This window comes from Vreelandella malpeensis (assembly GCF_020622355.1).
Taxonomy (GTDB): domain Bacteria; phylum Pseudomonadota; class Gammaproteobacteria; order Pseudomonadales; family Halomonadaceae; genus Vreelandella; species Vreelandella malpeensis.
Genome location: NZ_WHVL01000001.1, coordinates 47,729 through 64,019, shown reverse-complemented (window position 1 = coordinate 64,019; position 16,291 = coordinate 47,729). Strand labels below are relative to the sequence as shown.

Genomic DNA, 16,291 nt, shown 5'->3' with positions numbered 1-16,291 from the left:
TAATCGGGCTATACTGCAACCTATTGTTGCCTGAAAGTGGAGAATGGGTGGCGTCTCTCGACGATCTCGTTTTTTTCCAGCAGCTCGCCCGTGCCCGTAGCCTCACCGAAACAGCGCGTGCGCTCGGGCTTTCGCTGTCTGCCGTCAGCAAGCGCTTGAAGCAGCTCGAGGCGCGCCTGGGCGTGACGCTGGTCGCGCGCACCACGCGCAAGATGACGCTGACCCCGGAGGGTGAGCGCTATCTGGCCCGAGGCACGCTGATCCTCGAGGAACTGGGTGAGCTCGAGAGTACGCTGGCCGATACCCAAGGCGAAGCCCTTGGTGGCCCGCTGCGGGTCAACGCCACCTTCGGCTTCGGCCGTGCTCATGTCGCACCGCTGCTGTCGCGCTTCTGTCATGCCAACCCGGGGCTTCAGGGGTGGCTCGAGCTGACCAACTTTCCCGTGAACCTGGCCGACCAGGGCTTCGATATCGGCATTCGCGTCGGTGAGCCGCCGGATTCGCGGCTGATCGCCCGGCCGCTGCTGGAAAGCCGGCGCATTCTGTGCGCTGCCCCCGAGTACGTGGCGCGCATGCCGAGGCTCGAAAGCCCCCAGGCGCTGGCACGACACGATTGCCTCGTGGTGCAGGAGAACGGCACCGACTTTCCACTCTGGCGCTTCGAACCCCGAGAGGGCGGGCCGGTGCAGGCGGTGAAGGTGAGCGGGAGGCTGGCCAGCAACGATGCCGAAGTGATCACCCGGCTGGCGCTCGATGGTCACGGCGTGATGCTGCGCTCCTGGTGGGATGTCAACGCGCACCTCGAAAGCGGGGCGCTCGTCACGCTGCTGCCCGAATGGCAGGGTGTGCGGGCGGATTTCTACGCAGTATTCGAGGCCCGGCGCCACGTGCCCGCCCGGGTGCGCGCCTTCATCGACTATCTGGCGCGGGAGGTGGCCGGGCGCGTGCCGCCGCTGCCGTGATGGGCGAGGCTGGCGTCAGGCCGGGTCAAGGCGCACCAGCGGCGCCTGGTCGAAGTAGCCGACCAGCAGCGCGTACAGTGCCGGGTAGGCCTCATCGAGCTGGTCCGGTGCGGTGAAGAAGTATTCGCAGCACACCGCAAAGCACTCGCCCGGGTGGCTGGCGGCATAGTCGTCGATGGGCGGCGCGATGCCTTGCTCGAGGCAGCGCTGAAGATCCTCCCATACCTCGCTGAACACCGCGTGCCAGCGCTTGGCCGAAAGCGTTCGGGGCAGTGGCGGGAAGCCGTCGATGTCCATGGAGTTGCCCATGTCGATCTTGTGGGCGAGCTCGTGGATCAGCACGTTGAAGCCGATGAAGTCGCCGCTCTCCATGAAGTCGGTATAGGCGATCACCACCGGCCCCTGGTAGGAGGTTTCGCCCGCGCGCTCGTCGGTGACCTCGTGCACTACGCCGAATTCGTCCACCTCCTCGAACTCGCGGGTGAAGCTGTCCGGCAGAATCACGATTTCATGAACGTTGGCGAAGGCCTCGCGATGCTCTGCCTCGCGCCAGCCAAGCGTCAGAAGACACGCCTGGCCGGCAAGCGCCAGCCGGTCCACCTCGTTGAAGGGCACATCGGCAAGCTCGGCGTGAAGCGTCAGGCGTTTGCTGGTCAGGAAGTGCCAGGCGCGCTCGCCAAGTCGCTCGGATTCGACCGGCGTCAGCGCGGCCAGAATCGGCGTGCGTCGGCACGCCTGTTGCCAGGCTCTAAAAGGGGGCGAGGAAGGCGTGCGGGTCAACCAGCGTTTGAACATGAGCGTCTTTCATGGCATTGAACCTGCGTATAGTGGCGCAATTGCCCAGCCTTCATCAACTCGATGCTCATGCACCCAAGCGCAGGCCCACCTGGTGGCGACACGGCGTGGACGTCGGTGTTTGATAATGAGCCGGCAAGGGAAGGTCAGGGCTTGCGGGCGCTGCGGGTGCTGGCGTAGCGCTTGAGCCCCCACAGCAGTACCAGGGCGACGGCCACGCCGGCCAGCGCCAGCACCATTTCCTGATGATCGCCGGCGTTGAACAGCGCGCCGAGCTGACTGCCCAGGAAGATGACCGAGACGAGCCACGGAATGATCCCCAGCGTCGAGCCCAGCATGTAGTCGCGAAAGCGTAGATGAAAGGCGCCGGCGAGCATGTTGGTCATGATGAACGGTGCGATCGGTAGCAGGTTGAAGAGGATCATGGTGCGCACGCCCCGTTTGGAGAGATAGCCCGACAGCCCCCGCAAATGACGGCCGCCGTAGCGTATCAGCGCCTCGCGTCCGAGCCAGTGGCCCACCCAGTAGGAGAGTACCGAAAAGCTCAGCGTACCCAGCAGGGCATAACCAAAGCCCCAGGTGGTGCCGAACAGCATGGCCGTCGCCACCACCAGGACCGTCAGGGGAAACATCAGTAAAAGCAGCGCGTTGTAGAGCAGGATCACCGCGGCGAACATCCAGGGCTCACGCTGCCACTGACCAAGATAGGCAATGGCCGCGTTGAGACGCTGCGTCGACATCCAGTCCGATTGCTCCAGCCAGTGCCAGCCGACCCCGAGCGCAACGAGAAGCAGTAGCAGGGCAAAGCCCTTTACGAGCGTGCGTGACATTCCCTTTCACCACCGACCGTCGAAAAAGAGCGCCAGCATACGCCAGCCGGCGAGCGGGTTGAAGGGGCAGGCGCGCCACGCGTCAAAAGCGTCCGCTGATCCAGCGCAACGTGACGAGAGGGCGATAAAGTTGATCAATTCTCTTGCCATTCTGGTGCAACCGTGAAAAATGACTCGGTTTATTCGATATAAAAAGGTGCATATTCATGGATTTTTCCCTTCCATCGCTGCTTACCGCGGTCGTCGATCGCGGTAACGGCCTTCTATGGGGCAGCGTGCTGATCTATCTGCTGATCGGCGCCGGGCTCTACTTCACCGTACGTACCGGTGCCATCCAGCTGCGCTATTTCGGTCACATGTTCAAGCTGCTCAAGGGCTCGCGCAGCACCAACGGCGGCATCTCATCGTTTCAGGCGCTGTCGACGAGCCTTGCCGCCCGGGTAGGCACCGGCAACCTCGCCGGGGTGGCATTGGCCATCTACTACGGCGGTCCCGGTGCGATCTTCTGGATGTGGATGACGGCCATGGTAGGCATGGCGACGAGCTTCATCGAATCGACCCTGGCTCAGGCCTACAAGACCGATCACGGCGACAACACCTTTCGCGGCGGCCCGGCGCGCTACATCGAGCGTGGCCTCGGCCTTCGCTGGATGGCGGTGCTGTTCTCAATCTGCCTGATCATCGCGTTCGGCCTGGCCTTCAACAGCGTCCAGGCCAACTCAATCGCCCAGGCCATGGAGCAGGCATTCAGCGTGCCGACCTGGATGATGGGTGTAGTATTGATGGTGATCGTCGCACCGATCATCTTCGGGGGGCTCAAGTCCATTGCCAAGGTGGCGGAACTGGTCGTGCCACTGATGGCGCTTTTGTACCTGATCCTGGCGCTGGTGGTGGTGGCCCTGAACGCGGCGGAACTGCCTGCTGCGTTCATGACCATCATCAAGAGCGCCTTCGGGGTGGAGCAGGCCGCCGGTGGCGTTGCCGGCTACGCCATTTCCCAGGCGATCATGAACGGTATCCAGCGCGGCCTGTTCTCCAACGAGGCGGGCATGGGCTCGGCCCCGAACGCCGCCGCCACCGCCAGCACCCGCCCGGACCATCCGGCGGCTCAGGGCTTCATCCAGATGCTCGGGGTGTTCCTGGATACGCTGGTGATCTGCACCGCGACGGCGGCGATCATCATCATGTCCGGCCCGGAGATTCTCGCCGGCGAAGAGACTAACGGCATCCAGCTGACCCAGCTGGCGCTGTCGACCCAGGTCGGTGACTGGGGCGGCATGTTCGTCGCGGTGGGCATCTTCCTGTTCGCCTTCACCTCGGTGATCGCCAACTACTCCTACGGCGAGTCGAATATCGAATACCTGGCCGGGCGCCGCGCGCCGATGGCGATTCTGCTCTACCGCCTGGCGGTGCTGGGCATGATCATGGTCGGGTCGGTGGCGAGCCTGGGCGCGATCTGGAATTTCGCCGATCTCTCCATGGGCGCCATGGCGATCATCAACCTGGTCGCGATCCTGATGCTCTCGCCGATCGCCCTGGCGCTGTTCCGCGACTACGAGAAGCAGCTCAAGGCGGGTGTCGAGCCGGTCTTCCGCCCGAGCCTGTTCCCGAAACTGGCCAACAAGGTGGACCCCAAGGCCTGGCCGGACCGTGACTGAATCGACTTCAACCGACGTTGACGCAGTGCTTGCCGTAGAATTTGACATGGGCGAGTCCTGACGATGAGACACCGATAGGGAGGCTGTCGCATGCGCTCGGCGCTTCTGGAACAGATCTACACCATCGTTGCCCAGATTCCCGAAGGACGAGTGAGTACCTACGGACGCATCGCGGCGATGACCGAAGGCGCCACGGCGCGCTCGGTAGGTTCCGCCATGCGCCACCTCCCCGAGGGCCACGAACTGCCCTGGCACCGGGTGATCTCAGCGAGTCTCGCGCTTGCTGACCACGAGGGTGCTGCCCGCCAGCACGAAAAGCTGCGCGCCGAAGGCGTGGCCTTCGATGCCAAGGGCCGCGTGCCGGCCCACCTGGTGTGGCCATGAGCAGTGAATGATGAGTCATCACCTGCCAATAAAAACGCCGCCCGGTTGGGCGGCGTTTTCCATTCACCATTCACCCGCACTCAATCGTCCAGCTTGGCACCGGACTTCCACGACCAGTCGCGCCAGCGCAGGTCGAACAGGTCCTTGCGCCGGTCCTTGAGGTTGGTCACCGAGCCTTCGGCACGCACCACGGTCAGCCGGGTCAGGTCCAGGTCCGAGAAGAAGATCATCTCGGTGTTGGGGGTGGTCTCCGCCAGCACCGCGTCGTGGGGGAAGGCAAAGTCCGAGGGCGTGAACACCGCCGACTGGGCGTACTGGATGTCCAGGTTCTCGATCGAGGGCAGGTTGCCGACACTGCCGCACAGCACCACGTAGCACTCGTTCTCGATGGCCCGCGCCTGGCCGCAGTGGCGCACCCGCAGGTAGCCGTTCTTGGTGTCGGTCCAGAAAGGCACGAAAAGGATGTCCATGTCCTGGTCGGCGAGCAGCCGGCCAAGCTCCGGGAATTCGACGTCGTAGCAGATCAGGATGCCCACCCGCCCGGCGTCGGTGTCGAACACCTGCAGGTCATCGCCGCCTTCGATCACCCAGTCGCGGCGCTCTTGCGGGGTGATGTGAAGCTTCGCCTGGCGATCGATCTCGCCGTCGCGGTGGAACAGGTAGGCGATGTTGTAGAGCTTGCCATCCTCGCCTTCCTCGATCATCGAACCGCCGACGATGTTGATGTTGTAGGACACCGCCATGCGCGAGAGCTCGCTCTTGAAGCGCTCGGTGAAGCTGGCCAGAAAACGGATGGCGGCCATCTGGTCCTGCTGGGCGGCGCGGTCCTGCAGGCCCATCAGGGGCGTGGTGAAGAGCTCAGGGAAGACGGCGAAGTCGCTCTGGTAGTCCGAGAGCGCATCGACGAAGTACTCGATCTGCTTGAGTGCGGCCTCGACCGAGGCGAACTCGCGCATCTGCCACTGCACCGCACCTACACGCACCTGAGTGGGGCGGGTGTCGAGCACGCTTTCCGCGGGCTCGAAGAGGATGTTGTTCCACTCGAGAAGCGTGGCGTAGCCGCGAGACTGCTCGTCCTCCGGCAGGTACTTGCGCAGAAGCCGCTTGACCTGGAAGTCGTTGGCGAGCTGGAACGACAGGATCGGGTCGTAGATCTCCTTGCGCGACACCTTGTCGATATACTGAGCCGGGCTCAGCTCATCGGCGTGCTGGTGATACTCGGGGATACGCCCACCGGCGAGAATGGCGCGCAGATTGTGCGAACGGCACAGCTCCTTGCGCGCTTCGTACAGGCGCCGGCCGAGCCGGTAGCCTCGGTAGTCCGGGTGGATGAGGACGTCGAGCCCGTACATGGCATCGCCGTTCTCGTCGTTCAGGATGACTTCCCGGTGGCCGATCAGGTCGTCGTAGCGGTGGGGGTTGGAGAACTCGTCGTAATCCACTTGCACGGTGAGCGCCACGCCCACCAGCACGCCATCGTCCTCGATGGCGATCTGCCCGTCGGGGAAGGCCTGGATCAGCTTGTCGATCGTGTGCTTGGGCCAGGCGCCACCGATATCGTGATAGACCGCGTCCATCAGCGTCTTCAACTGGTCGTAGTCGTCGCTCGTCAGGTTGCGAAGATTGAGGTGCAGCTCTTCCAGGGACATAGTTTTGGGTACCCACCATATAAGATCGTGAAACTAGTGTATCACTGCTGCGTGCTGCGGGTTTCTCGGCTCGACACGGTCACGAGCGGGCGCGTGAGCGTCTGGGCCATGACCACCCCGGCCAGGATCAAGGCACCGCCGAACAGATGGAAGGCGGCGATGCGCTCGCCCAGAAACGCCATGGCGATCAGCGCGCTGAAAAGCGGCATCAGGTTGATGAAGATGCTCGCCTGGTTGGCACCGATCTGGCGCACCGCGCGCATCCACAGAAACGTGGTGATGACCGAGGCGGGAATGCCGGCATACAAGATCAGCCAGACATTCTGGCCATCGAGGGGCGTCATCGGCCCGAGAAGATAGGGCGGCAGCAGAAACAGCACCGCAAAGCATACCTGGGCATAGAGCATCACCCAGGGGGGCAGGTTCAACTGCCAGCGCTTGAGCATCACCCCGTAGAGCGCGTAGCAGATCGCGGCGATCACCATCAGAGCGTCGCCGAAAGCGACCTGGAGCTTCAGCAGCGACAGCGGATTGCCCTGGCCGAGCAGCAAGCTCACACCGACGAACGCCAAAAGCCCGCCGACCACGCCGCCCACGGTGGGCGGTTCGCGCAGGATCAGCGCGCTCAACAGCACCGTGAGAAGAGGCACCATGGCGGCGAGAATGCCCATGTTGGTGGCAGTGGTGGTTTCGGCGGCGATATAGCCAAGCCCCTGCCAGAGCCCCATGCCGAGAAGCCCGAGCACGGCGAACTTCGGCCAGTGGCGCTTGATCTCCGGCAGGTGCTTGAGCGTGGCCGGAAGCACGAAGGGCGTCATGACCAGAAGCGCCAGCAGCCAGCGCAGAAAGGCGATGCTGCTGGGGGCGATGGTGCCCACGGTGAGCTGGTTGATGGTCATGTTGCCGGACCAGATGATCACCGTGGCCAGCGGCGGCAGGAAGTAAATCAAAGGCATGGCGTGTTCCCCGATAGCAAGCCGGTTAATGTGACGCGCTTTGCGGCGTTCGGCAAGGGGCGCTCGACGAAAGGGCGAGGGCAAAGCGCTGTACGCCGCGCGGTCGATGTCATACGCTTGTTTGAATACTCTGATCGAACAAGACGCGAGACACCGTGATGACCCAGCCGCCCGCCTATCCGCACCTTTTTCGTCCAATCACGCTTGGCCATGTCACCCTGCCCAATCGGGTGCTCATGGGGTCGATGCACACCAACCTTGAAGAGGCGCCGAACGGCTTCGAGCGCCTGGCCGCCTTCTACGCCGAGCGGGCGCGTGCCGGCGTGAGCCTGATCGTCACTGGCGGCATCGCGCCCAACCCCGAGGGCGCGGTGTTCGAGGGCGCCAATGCCCTGACCGACGAGTCGCAACTTCCCGAGCACCGCCAGGTGGTGGAGGCCGTGCACGCCGAGGGCGGGCATCTTTGCCTGCAGATTCTCCACGCCGGTCGCTACGCCTACTCGCCGAATCTCGTCGCCCCTTCGGCGCTGCAGGCGCCGATCAACCCGTTCACCCCACAGGCGCTTGCGACCCACGAGGTGGCGGGCCAGATCGACGACTACGTGCGCTGCGCAAGGCTTGCCCAGAAGGCAGGCTACGACGGCGTCGAGGTGATGGGCTCGGAAGGCTACCTGATCAACCAGTTCCTCTGCCGGCGGACCAACCAGCGTGACGACGAGTGGGGCGGCGACTTCACTGCGCGCGCTCGCTTTGCGGTGGAGGTCGTACGTCGCATCCGCCAGGCGGCGGGCAGCCGTTTTCTGATCATCTTCCGGCTTTCCATGATCGACCTGGTCGAGGAGGGCAGCAGTTGGGAGGAGGTGGTCGCACTGGCCGGCATGATCGAGGCGGCCGGGGCCGACGTCATCAATACCGGCATCGGCTGGCACGAGGCGCGCGTACCCACCATCGTCACCAGCGTGCCGCGAGCGGCCTTCACCGAGGTGACCCGGCGCCTGCGCGAGCATGTCTCGATTCCCCTGATCACCACCAACCGCATCAACATGCCGGCGGTGGCCGAGCGGGTGCTCGCCGAGGGCCACGCGGACATGGTGTCGATGGCGCGGCCGTTTCTCGCCGACCCGGCCTGGGTGCAAAAGGCGCAAGCGGGGCAAAGCGACGAGATCAATACCTGCATCGCCTGCAACCAGGCGTGCCTGGATCACACCTTCGCCGGCAAGCTGACGTCGTGTCTGGTCAACCCGCGCGCCTGTCACGAGACCGAGTTCGAGCTGGCCCCGACCGCCGCGCCCCGGCGGGTGGCGGTGGTCGGCGGCGGTCCCGCGGGGCTTGCCACGGCGGTGGCCGCGGCGAGCCGTGGTCATGCGGTGACGCTTTTTGAGCGCCACAATGAGCTGGGCGGGCAGTTCAACTACGCGCGCAAGATTCCCGGCAAGGAGGAGTTCGACGAGACCCTGCGCTACTTCCACGTGATGCTCGCAAGGCACGGCGTGGACGTGCGCTTGAACGTGGAGGCCACCACCGAGGCGCTGGCCGGGTTCGACGTGGTGGTGATCGCCACCGGGGTGACGCCGCGCGCGCTCGACCTGCCCGGCGCCGATCATCCGAGCGTGCTGAGCTACGCCGAGGCGATCGAGCATCCCGACCGGGTCGGGCGCGAGGTGGCGGTGATCGGCGCCGGCGGCATCGGCTTCGACGTCTCGGAGCTTCTCTCCCACGTCGAACACCCGGCGCTCGACCTGGACGCCTGGTGCCGGGAGTGGGGCGTGGATCTCTCGGTCACCGAGCGCGGCGGGCTCGTCGCCCCCAACCCGCCTGCGCCTGCAAGGCGCATCACCCTGCTGCAGCGCAAGCGCTCCAAGCCCGGCAAGGGGCTCGGCAAGACCACCGGCTGGGTACATCGCGCCGCCCTCAAGGCGCGCAACGTTACGATGCTCGGCGGTTGCGAGTATCTGCTCATCGATGACGATGGTCTGCATCTTACCCTGGACGGCGAGGAGCGGGTGCTGGCGGCGGACAGCATCGTGGTGTGCGTGGGCCAGGAGTCGGTACGCGATCTCGTCGAGCCTCTTGAGCATGCCGGGCGCGAGGTGCACGTGATCGGCGGGGCGTTCGAGGCCGCCGAGCTCGACGCCAAGCGGGCGATCGACCAGGGCATGCGGCTGGCGGCCGCGCTCTAGGCGTTGGGTGCCGCGGATGACGGCCGGGTTCGATTGGCGCTAGACTATCGTCTTGCTTTGCGACCCCATGACCGGACGCGGGCACTTCTCAATGCGAATGCCTGGTTGCCAGGCGCGTGGCACCCTGCGCGCCGGGCGACCGTCAGCCATAAGGACAAGACCGCCATGCCATCGGAGTGCACCCCCCGATTTCTCGCCAGTGACAATACCTCCGGTATCTGCCCGGAGGCGATGCAGTACCTGATGAAAGCCAACCAGAGCGATGATCTGGCCTACGGCAACGATACCTGGACCGCCCGCGCGGCGGACCGCTTTCGCGAGATGTTCGATTACGATTGCGACGTGTTCTTCGTCTTCAACGGTACCGCCGCCAACTCCCTGGCGCTTTCCGCCATGGGGCGCAGTTACCACAGCGTGATCTGCCACGAGCTCGCCCATATCGAGACCGACGAGTGCGGCGGGCCGGAATTCTTCTCCAACGGGGCCAAGCTTCTGACCTCGCCGGGCGCCAACGGCAAGCTCACCCCGCAAGGCATCGAGGCGCTGGTCACCAAACGCTCCGACATCCACTATCCCAAGCCCAAGGTGGTCTCGCTCACCCAGGCGACCGAAGTGGGCACGATCTATTCCCGCGAGGAGCTTCTGGCCATTCGCGCGGTGGCGGACAAGTTTGATCTTCGCCTGCACATGGATGGCGCGCGTTTCGCCAATGCCTGCGCGAGCCTGGACGCAAGCCCGGCGGAGTTGACTTGGCAGGTGGGGGTGGACGCGCTGTGCTTTTCCGGCACCAAGAACGGGCTGGCCTTCGGCGAGGCGATCCTGTTCTTCAACCGCGAGCTCGCCGAGGACTTCTCCTATCGCTGCAAGCAGGCCGGCCAGCTCGCCTCCAAGATGCGCTACGTCTCAGCCCCCTGGCTCGGGCTTCTTGAAAGTGGCGCCTGGCTCACCAACGCCCAGCACGCCAACGACATGGCGCGCTATCTAAGCGAAGGCCTGAAGCGGCTCCCCGGTGTGTCGTTGATGTTTCCCACCCAGGCCAACAGCGTCTTCGTCGAGCTTCCACCCCACGTGGTCGCGATGCTCAGGCAGAAGGGCTGGACGTTCTATACCTTCATCGGCGCCGGCGGGGCGCGTTTCGTCTGCGCCTGGAACACTACCGTCGAGCTTCTCGATCAACTGCTGGCGGATATCGAGGAGGCGCTGGCCTAGGCGGTATGCCGCCTGGGCCAGGCCGGGAGGGTCAGGTCAGGGAACGACCTGTTGACTTGCGCTGGTGAAACCCATCAGCGAGACGTTGAGATCGAGGCGCTGGCCGTCCGGGGCGATGGCGCTGACGGTGGCGCGATTGCCGCTGCGCAGCTGCTGCAAAAGGCTCGCCTCGAGGGGCAGATCCGCCCGGCACCCTTGCTCGAAGCAGAACTGGTAGGGGAAGCCGACCGGTTCGTTGTCGTCCACCTGCAACTGCATGCCCGGGGCCAGGACCACGCCCAACGGCAGCATGAAGGCCATGACTGCACTCTGGGCTTCGGGCGAGTAGCCGACCATGGCGCTCATCAGCGGGTCGTTGCTGTCGGGGTTGTTGACTACCTGACTCATGGTGCAGCCTTGCTGTCCCCCTTCGCTTTGGCAGCGTACTTCCCAATCCTGGAAGCGCTGAGTATCGGCGTTCTGAGCGCCTTGCTGCGCCTGAGCGGTCGCGGCGGTAGAGGCGGCGAGCAGTGGAAGCACGGCAGTGATCAGCGCGCGGCGAATTGGCATGGGGTCGTTTCTCCTGAAGATGGAAGGTGAGCCAATGCTCGCCCTCGGTGTGTCGACTTGCTGCATTCGAACATAACCTGTGCCTTGGGTTCCAGCGCCACGTTCAAGTAGATGAGTCTTCTCGGCGTCGAGCGTTGAAGGTTTCACCTTTCTTTTTTCCATTGCTGACTAAGCTTGTAGAGCGACACCTCGTTTGGCACACCGTTTGGGAGGTTCGGCTTGGCGGTGGCTGCCTGAGGCTTTGCCACAGGAGAGTTCTATGAGCATCTTTGATCACGTTCAAGACCGATTTGCCCGCATCCAGCAAGAAGAGATGACCCTCGAGGAGTATCTCGTCCTTTGCAAGCGCGACCCCAAGGTGTATGCCAGTGCCGCCGAACGCATGCTCGAGGCGATCGGTGAGCCCGAGGTGATCGACACTGCCAAGGACCCACGCCTGTCCCGCATCTTTTCCAACAAGGTCATCCGCCGTTACCCGGCCTTTGCCGAGTTCCACGGCATGGAAGAGGCGATCGAGCAGATCGTCGCCTACTTCCGCCATGCGGCCCAGGGGCTTGAAGAGCGTAAGCAGATCCTCTACCTGCTGGGGCCGGTAGGTGGCGGCAAGTCGTCGCTGGCCGAGCGTCTGAAGCTTCTCATGGAGCGCATCCCGTTCTACGCCATCAAGGATTCGCCGGTACACGAATCTCCCCTGGGGCTCTTCTCGCCTGAAGAGGATGGCGAGCTTCTCGAGCAGGAGTACGGCATTCCCCGGCGCTATCTCAAGAGCGTGATGTCGCCCTGGGCGGCCAAGCGGCTCAAGGAGAACGGTGGCGATATCTCGGCGTTTCGCGTGGTGCGCCTCTATCCTTCACGCCTCAACCAGATCGCCATCTCCAAGACCGAACCGGGCGACGAGAACAACCAGGACATCTCCTCGCTGGTGGGCAAGGTCGATATCCGAAAGCTCGAGCTCTTCTCCCAGGATGATCCGGACGCCTACAGCTTCTCCGGCGGGCTTTGCCGCGCCAACCAGGGGTTGATGGAGTTCGTCGAGATGTTCAAGGCGCCTATCAAGGTGCTCCACCCGCTTCTGACCGCGACCCAGGAGGGTAACTACAACCCCACCGAGGGCATGGGGGCGATTCCCTTCGACGGCGTGATTCTCGCGCACTCCAACGAGTCCGAATGGAAGGCGTTTCGCAACAACCGCAACAATGAAGCGTTTCTCGACCGGGTCTACATCGTCAAGGTGCCGTACTGCCTGCGCACCTCCGAGGAGGTGATGATCTACCAGAAGCTTCTGGAAGAATCTTCGCTCAATCATGCGCCCTGCGCGCCGGATACCCTGCGCATGCTGGCGCAGTTCTCTACGCTTTCACGCCTCAAGGTGCCGGAAAACTCCAGCGTCTACTCCAAGATGCGCGTCTATGACGGCGAGAACCTGAAGGATACCGACCCGCGGGCCAAGTCGATCCAGGAGTACCGCGACGCCGCCGGGGTCGACGAGGGCATGCAGGGGCTTTCGACCCGCTTCGCCTTCAAGATCCTCTCCAAGGTGTTCAACTTCGACAGTAGTGAGGTAGCCGCCAACCCGGTACATCTTCTTTACGTGCTGGAGCAGGCGCTCGAGCGCGAGCAACTGCCCGCCGAGGTGTTCGAGCGCTACCTGAGCTACATCAAGGAGTTTCTGGCGCCACGCTACGTCGAGTTCATCGGCAAGGAGATCCAGACCGCGTATCTCGAGTCCTACAGCGAGTATGGTCAGAACATCTTCGATCGTTACGTCATGTACGCGGATTTCTGGATTCAGGACCAGGAGTACCGCGACCCGGAAACCGGCGAGCTTCTGAACCGCCAGTCGCTCAACGAGGAGCTCGAGAAGATCGAGAAGCCGGCGGGTATTTCCAATCCGAAGGATTTCCGTCACGAGGTGGTCAACTTCGTGCTCCGGGCTCGTGCCCAGAACAACGGCATGAACCCGAGCTGGCAGTCCTACGAAAAGCTCAGGGGCGTGATCGAGCACAAGATGTTCGCCAACACCGAAGAGCTTTTGCCGGTGATCTCCTTCAACGCCAAGGCGTCCAAATCAGACCAGAAGAAGCACGAGGATTTCGTCGCGCGCATGGTGGAGCGCGGCTATACCGAAAAGCAGGTGCGCCTGCTGTCGGAGTGGTACCTGCGCGTGCGCAAGTCCCAGTAGCGCGGGTTTCGCAAGTCCTGGCTCAAGGAGGTCTCATGACCTACTTCATCGATCGCCGGCCCAACGCCAAGCACAAGAGCGCGGTCAACCGGCAGCGCTTTCTGGAGCGCTATCGCCACCACATCAAGCGGTCGGTTGAGGAGGCGGTCAACCGCCGCTCGATCACCGACATGCAGCGCGGCGAAAGCGTCTCCATTCCCGCCAAGGATATTTCCGAGCCGGTGTTCCAGCACGGGCCGGGCGGGCGGCGCACCGTGGTGTCGCCGGGCAACAAGGAGTTCGTCGAGGGGGACAAGATCCGTCGTCCGCCCGGCGGTGGCGGGGGAGGAGGCGGCACGGGCGAGGGCAGCGCCTCCAACCAGGGGCAGGGCAACGACGAATTCGCCTTCTCCTTGAGTCGCGAGGAGTTTCTCGAGTTCGTCTTCGAAGGGCTCGAGCTTCCCCATCTCGAGCGCAAGTCGCTCAAGTCCCTCGAGGAGATCAAGATGGTGCGCGCCGGGCTCTCCCGGGACGGCGTGCCGTCGCGCATGAGCGTGACCCGCTCGATGCGTGAGGCCTACGCCCGGCGCATTGCCATGCGCGCACCGATCAAGCGTGCGCTCAAGGAGGCTCAGGAGGCGCTGGCCGAGGAGATCAACAAGGACCCCATTCTCAAGAACCCGGCGCGTATCGCGGCACTCGAGGCCGAGATCGAACGGCTCGAGAAGCGCATCGAGGCGGTACCGTTCATTGATACCTTCGATCTGCGCTACCACCAGCTCGCCCCGGAGCCCCAACCGTCGAGCCAGGCGGTGATGTTCTGCGTCATGGACGTCTCGGGCTCGATGACCCAGAACCACAAGGACATCGCCAAGCGCTTCTTCCTGCTGCTCTACCTGTTTCTGGAAAAGCATTACGAGAAGGTGGAGCTGGTGTTCGTGCGCCACCACACCGCCGCCCGGGAGGTAGGCGAGGAGGAGTTCTTCTATTCGCGCGAAACCGGCGGCACTATCGTCTCGAGTGCTCTGACACTGCTCGACGGCATCATCGACAAGCGCTACCCGCCGGCGCAGTGGAATCTCTACGTGGCCCAGGCCTCGGACGGCGACAACTGGGACGACGACTCCTCGATCTGCCGGGATCTGTTGATCAAGGAGCTGATGCCCAAACTTCAATACTACGCCTACGTCGAGATCACCCCGCACGAGCACCAATCGCTGTGGCACGAGTACGAAAACGTGGCGAAGCGCTTTGCCGAGCGCTTCGCCATGCGCCAACTCGTCGAGGCCGGTGATATCTACCCGGTCTTTCGCGAACTGTTCAAGCGCCGTTTGAGCACCCCATGACCTGGCCGTTTCGCCAGCAGGAGTTAGCGATGCGAGTCTCCCGCGATGCCCAGCCGATCGCCACCGGATCGGACTGGAACTTCGATATCCTTGAGCGCTTCGACGAGGTGCTGGCCGCGCTTGCCGACGAGTACCAGCTCGATACCTATCCCAACCAGATCGAGGTGATCACCACCGAGCAGATGATGGACGCCTACGCAAGCGTCGGCATGCCGGTGGGCTACCACCACTGGTCCTTCGGCAAGCAGTTCCTCGCCGTGCAGCAGGCCTACAAGCGCGGTCAGATGGGGCTGGCCTACGAGCTCGTGATCAACTCGGACCCCTGCATCGCCTATCTCATGGAGGAGAATACGCTGATGATGCAGGTGCTGGTGATGGCCCACGCCTGCTACGGCCACAACTCGTTCTTCAAGGGCAACTACCTGTTTCGCACCTGGACCGAGGCGGATTCCATCGTCGACTACCTGGTATTTGCCCGCACCTATATCGCCAAGTGCGAGGAGCGCCACGGCAGCCATGCCGTCGAGCAACTGCTCGATGCCTGCCACGCGCTTCAGAACTACGGAGTCGACCGCTACAAGCGGCCCTCGAAAATCTCCGCCGCCGCCGAGGCCAAGCGCCAGGAAGAGCGCGAGGCCTACCTGCAGACCCAGGTCAACATGCTGTGGCGCACCATTCCGAGACCCCTGGAGAAAAGCGAGCGCTTGCCAGGCCAGCTGCACGACGAGGACGACCCGCTGGGGCTTCACGAGGGAGGGCGTTACCCAGCCGAGCCCCAGGAGAACCTGCTCTACTTCATCGAGAAGAACGCGCCGCTGCTCGCCCCCTGGCAGCGCGAGATCGTGCGTATCGTGCGCAAGCTCGCGCAGTACTTCTACCCGCAGCGCCAGACCCAGGTGATGAACGAGGGGTGGGCCTGCTTCTGGCATTACACGCTGATGAACCGGCTTTTTGACGATGGCCATATCGACGAGGGCATCATGCTGGAGTTTCTCCAGTCCCACGCCGCGGTCATCCATCAGCCGGACTTCGACAGTCCCTACTACAGCGGCATCAATCCCTACGCGCTGGGCTTCGCGATCTTTCGCGACATCCAACGCATCTGCCAGCACCCCACCGACGAGGACCGGGCGTGGTTTCCTGACATCGCCGGCACGCCGTGGCGCGCAACGCTCGAGTTCGCCATGCGCAACTTCAAGGACGAGTCATTCATTCAGCAGTTTTTGTCACCCAAGGTGATGCGTGATCTGAAGCTGTTCGTGATGATCGACGACGACCAGAGCGAGACGCTCGCTATCGGCGCCATCCACGACGAGCAGGGCTATCGCCGCCTGCGAAACGCGCTGTGTGCCCAGTACGCGCTGTCACTGCGCGAGCCCAACATCCAGGTATTCGAGGCGGCGATTCGTGGCGACCGCTCCTTGACCTTGCATCACGTTCAGGAGAGCCGTCGGCCGCTCGAGCGAAGCGTCTATCCAGTCATGCGCCACTTGCAGCAGCTGTGGGGCTTTCCCGTTCATCTGCTCTCGCTGGAGGAGGGGCGCGTCACGCACCGCTACCGCTGGCCGGTCGAGGAGACCAAGGTGGAGGGCACGCACTGAGCGTCGATACG

13 protein-coding genes are annotated in these 16,291 nt (G+C 63.6%); 8 read left to right on the top strand and 5 right to left on the bottom strand.

What is annotated here, in order from left to right; all coding sequences use genetic code 11:
* Positions 1 to 47: 47 nt before the first annotated feature.
* Positions 48 to 962: a LysR family transcriptional regulator gene (locus GEV37_RS00315; RefSeq protein ID WP_227388177.1), complete on the top strand. Its 915-nt coding sequence runs from the start codon at positions 48 to 50 to the stop codon at positions 960 to 962.
* A gap of 15 nt (positions 963 to 977) precedes the next feature.
* Here the strand turns inward: GEV37_RS00315 and GEV37_RS00310 are convergent, their stop codons facing one another.
* The gene (locus GEV37_RS00310) at positions 978 to 1,757 is read right to left on the bottom strand and encodes a M90 family metallopeptidase (protein WP_227388176.1); all 780 of its coding nucleotides are present in this window, start codon (positions 1,755 to 1,757) and stop codon (positions 978 to 980) included.
* Positions 1,758 to 1,903: 146 nt separating this feature from the next.
* Positions 1,904 to 2,587, bottom strand: coding sequence for a TVP38/TMEM64 family protein (locus GEV37_RS00305; RefSeq protein ID WP_227388175.1), 684 nt, complete (start codon positions 2,585 to 2,587; stop codon positions 1,904 to 1,906).
* 206 nt (positions 2,588 to 2,793) lie between these two features.
* Between GEV37_RS00305 and GEV37_RS00300 the strand changes: the two genes are divergently transcribed.
* A complete protein-coding gene (locus GEV37_RS00300) occupies positions 2,794 to 4,245 on the top strand; it encodes an alanine/glycine:cation symporter family protein (RefSeq protein WP_227388174.1) in 1,452 nt (483 codons plus the stop codon).
* A gap of 90 nt (positions 4,246 to 4,335) precedes the next feature.
* Complete coding sequence (locus GEV37_RS00295) at positions 4,336 to 4,629, top strand: MGMT family protein (RefSeq protein ID WP_227388173.1); 294 nt, start codon at positions 4,336 to 4,338, stop codon at positions 4,627 to 4,629.
* Positions 4,630 to 4,709: 80 nt separating this feature from the next.
* Here GEV37_RS00295 and GEV37_RS00290 read toward each other — a convergent pair whose 3' ends face one another.
* Positions 4,710 to 6,278, bottom strand: a complete 1,569-nt coding sequence (locus GEV37_RS00290) for a bifunctional GNAT family N-acetyltransferase/carbon-nitrogen hydrolase family protein (protein WP_227388172.1) — start codon at positions 6,276 to 6,278, stop codon at positions 4,710 to 4,712.
* A 41-nt stretch (positions 6,279 to 6,319) separates the two neighbouring features.
* Positions 6,320 to 7,234, bottom strand: coding sequence for a DMT family transporter (locus GEV37_RS00285; RefSeq protein ID WP_227388171.1), 915 nt, complete (start codon positions 7,232 to 7,234; stop codon positions 6,320 to 6,322).
* A gap of 158 nt (positions 7,235 to 7,392) precedes the next feature.
* Between GEV37_RS00285 and GEV37_RS00280 the strand changes: the two genes are divergently transcribed.
* Together GEV37_RS00280 and GEV37_RS00275 are read left to right on the top strand one after the other, a co-directional pair.
* Positions 7,393 to 9,414, top strand: coding sequence for an NADPH-dependent 2,4-dienoyl-CoA reductase (locus GEV37_RS00280; protein WP_227388170.1), 2,022 nt, complete (start codon positions 7,393 to 7,395; stop codon positions 9,412 to 9,414).
* A gap of 165 nt (positions 9,415 to 9,579) precedes the next feature.
* Entirely contained in the window at positions 9,580 to 10,623 is a 1,044-nt protein-coding gene (locus GEV37_RS00275) for a threonine aldolase family protein (RefSeq protein WP_227388169.1), read from the top strand.
* Between the two features lie 36 nt (positions 10,624 to 10,659).
* On the opposite strand, the gene GEV37_RS00270 is transcribed toward GEV37_RS00275, so the two are convergent.
* Positions 10,660 to 11,172 (bottom strand): invasion associated locus B family protein, encoded by a 513-nt coding sequence (locus tag GEV37_RS00270; protein ID WP_227388168.1) that lies wholly within the window; start codon positions 11,170 to 11,172, stop codon positions 10,660 to 10,662.
* A 259-nt stretch (positions 11,173 to 11,431) separates the two neighbouring features.
* On the opposite strand from GEV37_RS00270, the gene GEV37_RS00265 reads away from it, so the two are divergent.
* Genes GEV37_RS00265 through GEV37_RS00255 form a run of 3 tightly spaced genes read left to right on the top strand, consistent with a single transcriptional unit; the run spans position 11,432 to position 16,280 of the window.
* Positions 11,432 to 13,354: a PrkA family serine protein kinase gene (locus GEV37_RS00265; protein ID WP_227388167.1), complete on the top strand. Its 1,923-nt coding sequence runs from the start codon at positions 11,432 to 11,434 to the stop codon at positions 13,352 to 13,354.
* 35 nt (positions 13,355 to 13,389) lie between these two features.
* A complete protein-coding gene (locus GEV37_RS00260; RefSeq protein ID WP_227388166.1) occupies positions 13,390 to 14,679 on the top strand; it encodes a YeaH/YhbH family protein in 1,290 nt (429 codons plus the stop codon).
* A gap of 29 nt (positions 14,680 to 14,708) precedes the next feature.
* A complete protein-coding gene (locus tag GEV37_RS00255) occupies positions 14,709 to 16,280 on the top strand; it encodes a SpoVR family protein (protein WP_227388165.1) in 1,572 nt (523 codons plus the stop codon).
* The last annotated feature ends 11 nt before the right edge of the window (positions 16,281 to 16,291 follow it).

Bases quoted from the DNA above. Each gene is read 5' to 3' on its own strand.
- GEV37_RS00310 (WP_227388176.1), bottom strand. From the start codon at position 1,757: ATGTTCAAACGCTGGTTGACCCGCACGCCTTCCTCGCCCCCTTTTAGA.
- GEV37_RS00305 (WP_227388175.1), bottom strand. From the start codon at position 2,587: ATGTCACGCACGCTCGTAAAGGGCTTTGCCCTGCTACTGCTTCTCGTT.
- GEV37_RS00300 (WP_227388174.1), top strand. From the start codon at position 2,794: ATGGATTTTTCCCTTCCATCGCTGCTTACCGCGGTCGTCGATCGCGGT.
- GEV37_RS00295 (WP_227388173.1), top strand. From the start codon at position 4,336: ATGCGCTCGGCGCTTCTGGAACAGATCTACACCATCGTTGCCCAGATT.
- GEV37_RS00290 (WP_227388172.1), bottom strand. From the start codon at position 6,278: ATGTCCCTGGAAGAGCTGCACCTCAATCTTCGCAACCTGACGAGCGAC.
- GEV37_RS00285 (WP_227388171.1), bottom strand. From the start codon at position 7,234: ATGCCTTTGATTTACTTCCTGCCGCCGCTGGCCACGGTGATCATCTGG.
- GEV37_RS00280 (WP_227388170.1), top strand. From the start codon at position 7,393: ATGACCCAGCCGCCCGCCTATCCGCACCTTTTTCGTCCAATCACGCTT.
- GEV37_RS00275 (WP_227388169.1), top strand. From the start codon at position 9,580: ATGCCATCGGAGTGCACCCCCCGATTTCTCGCCAGTGACAATACCTCC.
- GEV37_RS00270 (WP_227388168.1), bottom strand. From the start codon at position 11,172: ATGCCAATTCGCCGCGCGCTGATCACTGCCGTGCTTCCACTGCTCGCC.
- GEV37_RS00265 (WP_227388167.1), top strand. From the start codon at position 11,432: ATGAGCATCTTTGATCACGTTCAAGACCGATTTGCCCGCATCCAGCAA.
- GEV37_RS00260 (WP_227388166.1), top strand. From the start codon at position 13,390: ATGACCTACTTCATCGATCGCCGGCCCAACGCCAAGCACAAGAGCGCG.
- GEV37_RS00255 (WP_227388165.1), top strand. From the start codon at position 14,709: ATGCGAGTCTCCCGCGATGCCCAGCCGATCGCCACCGGATCGGACTGG.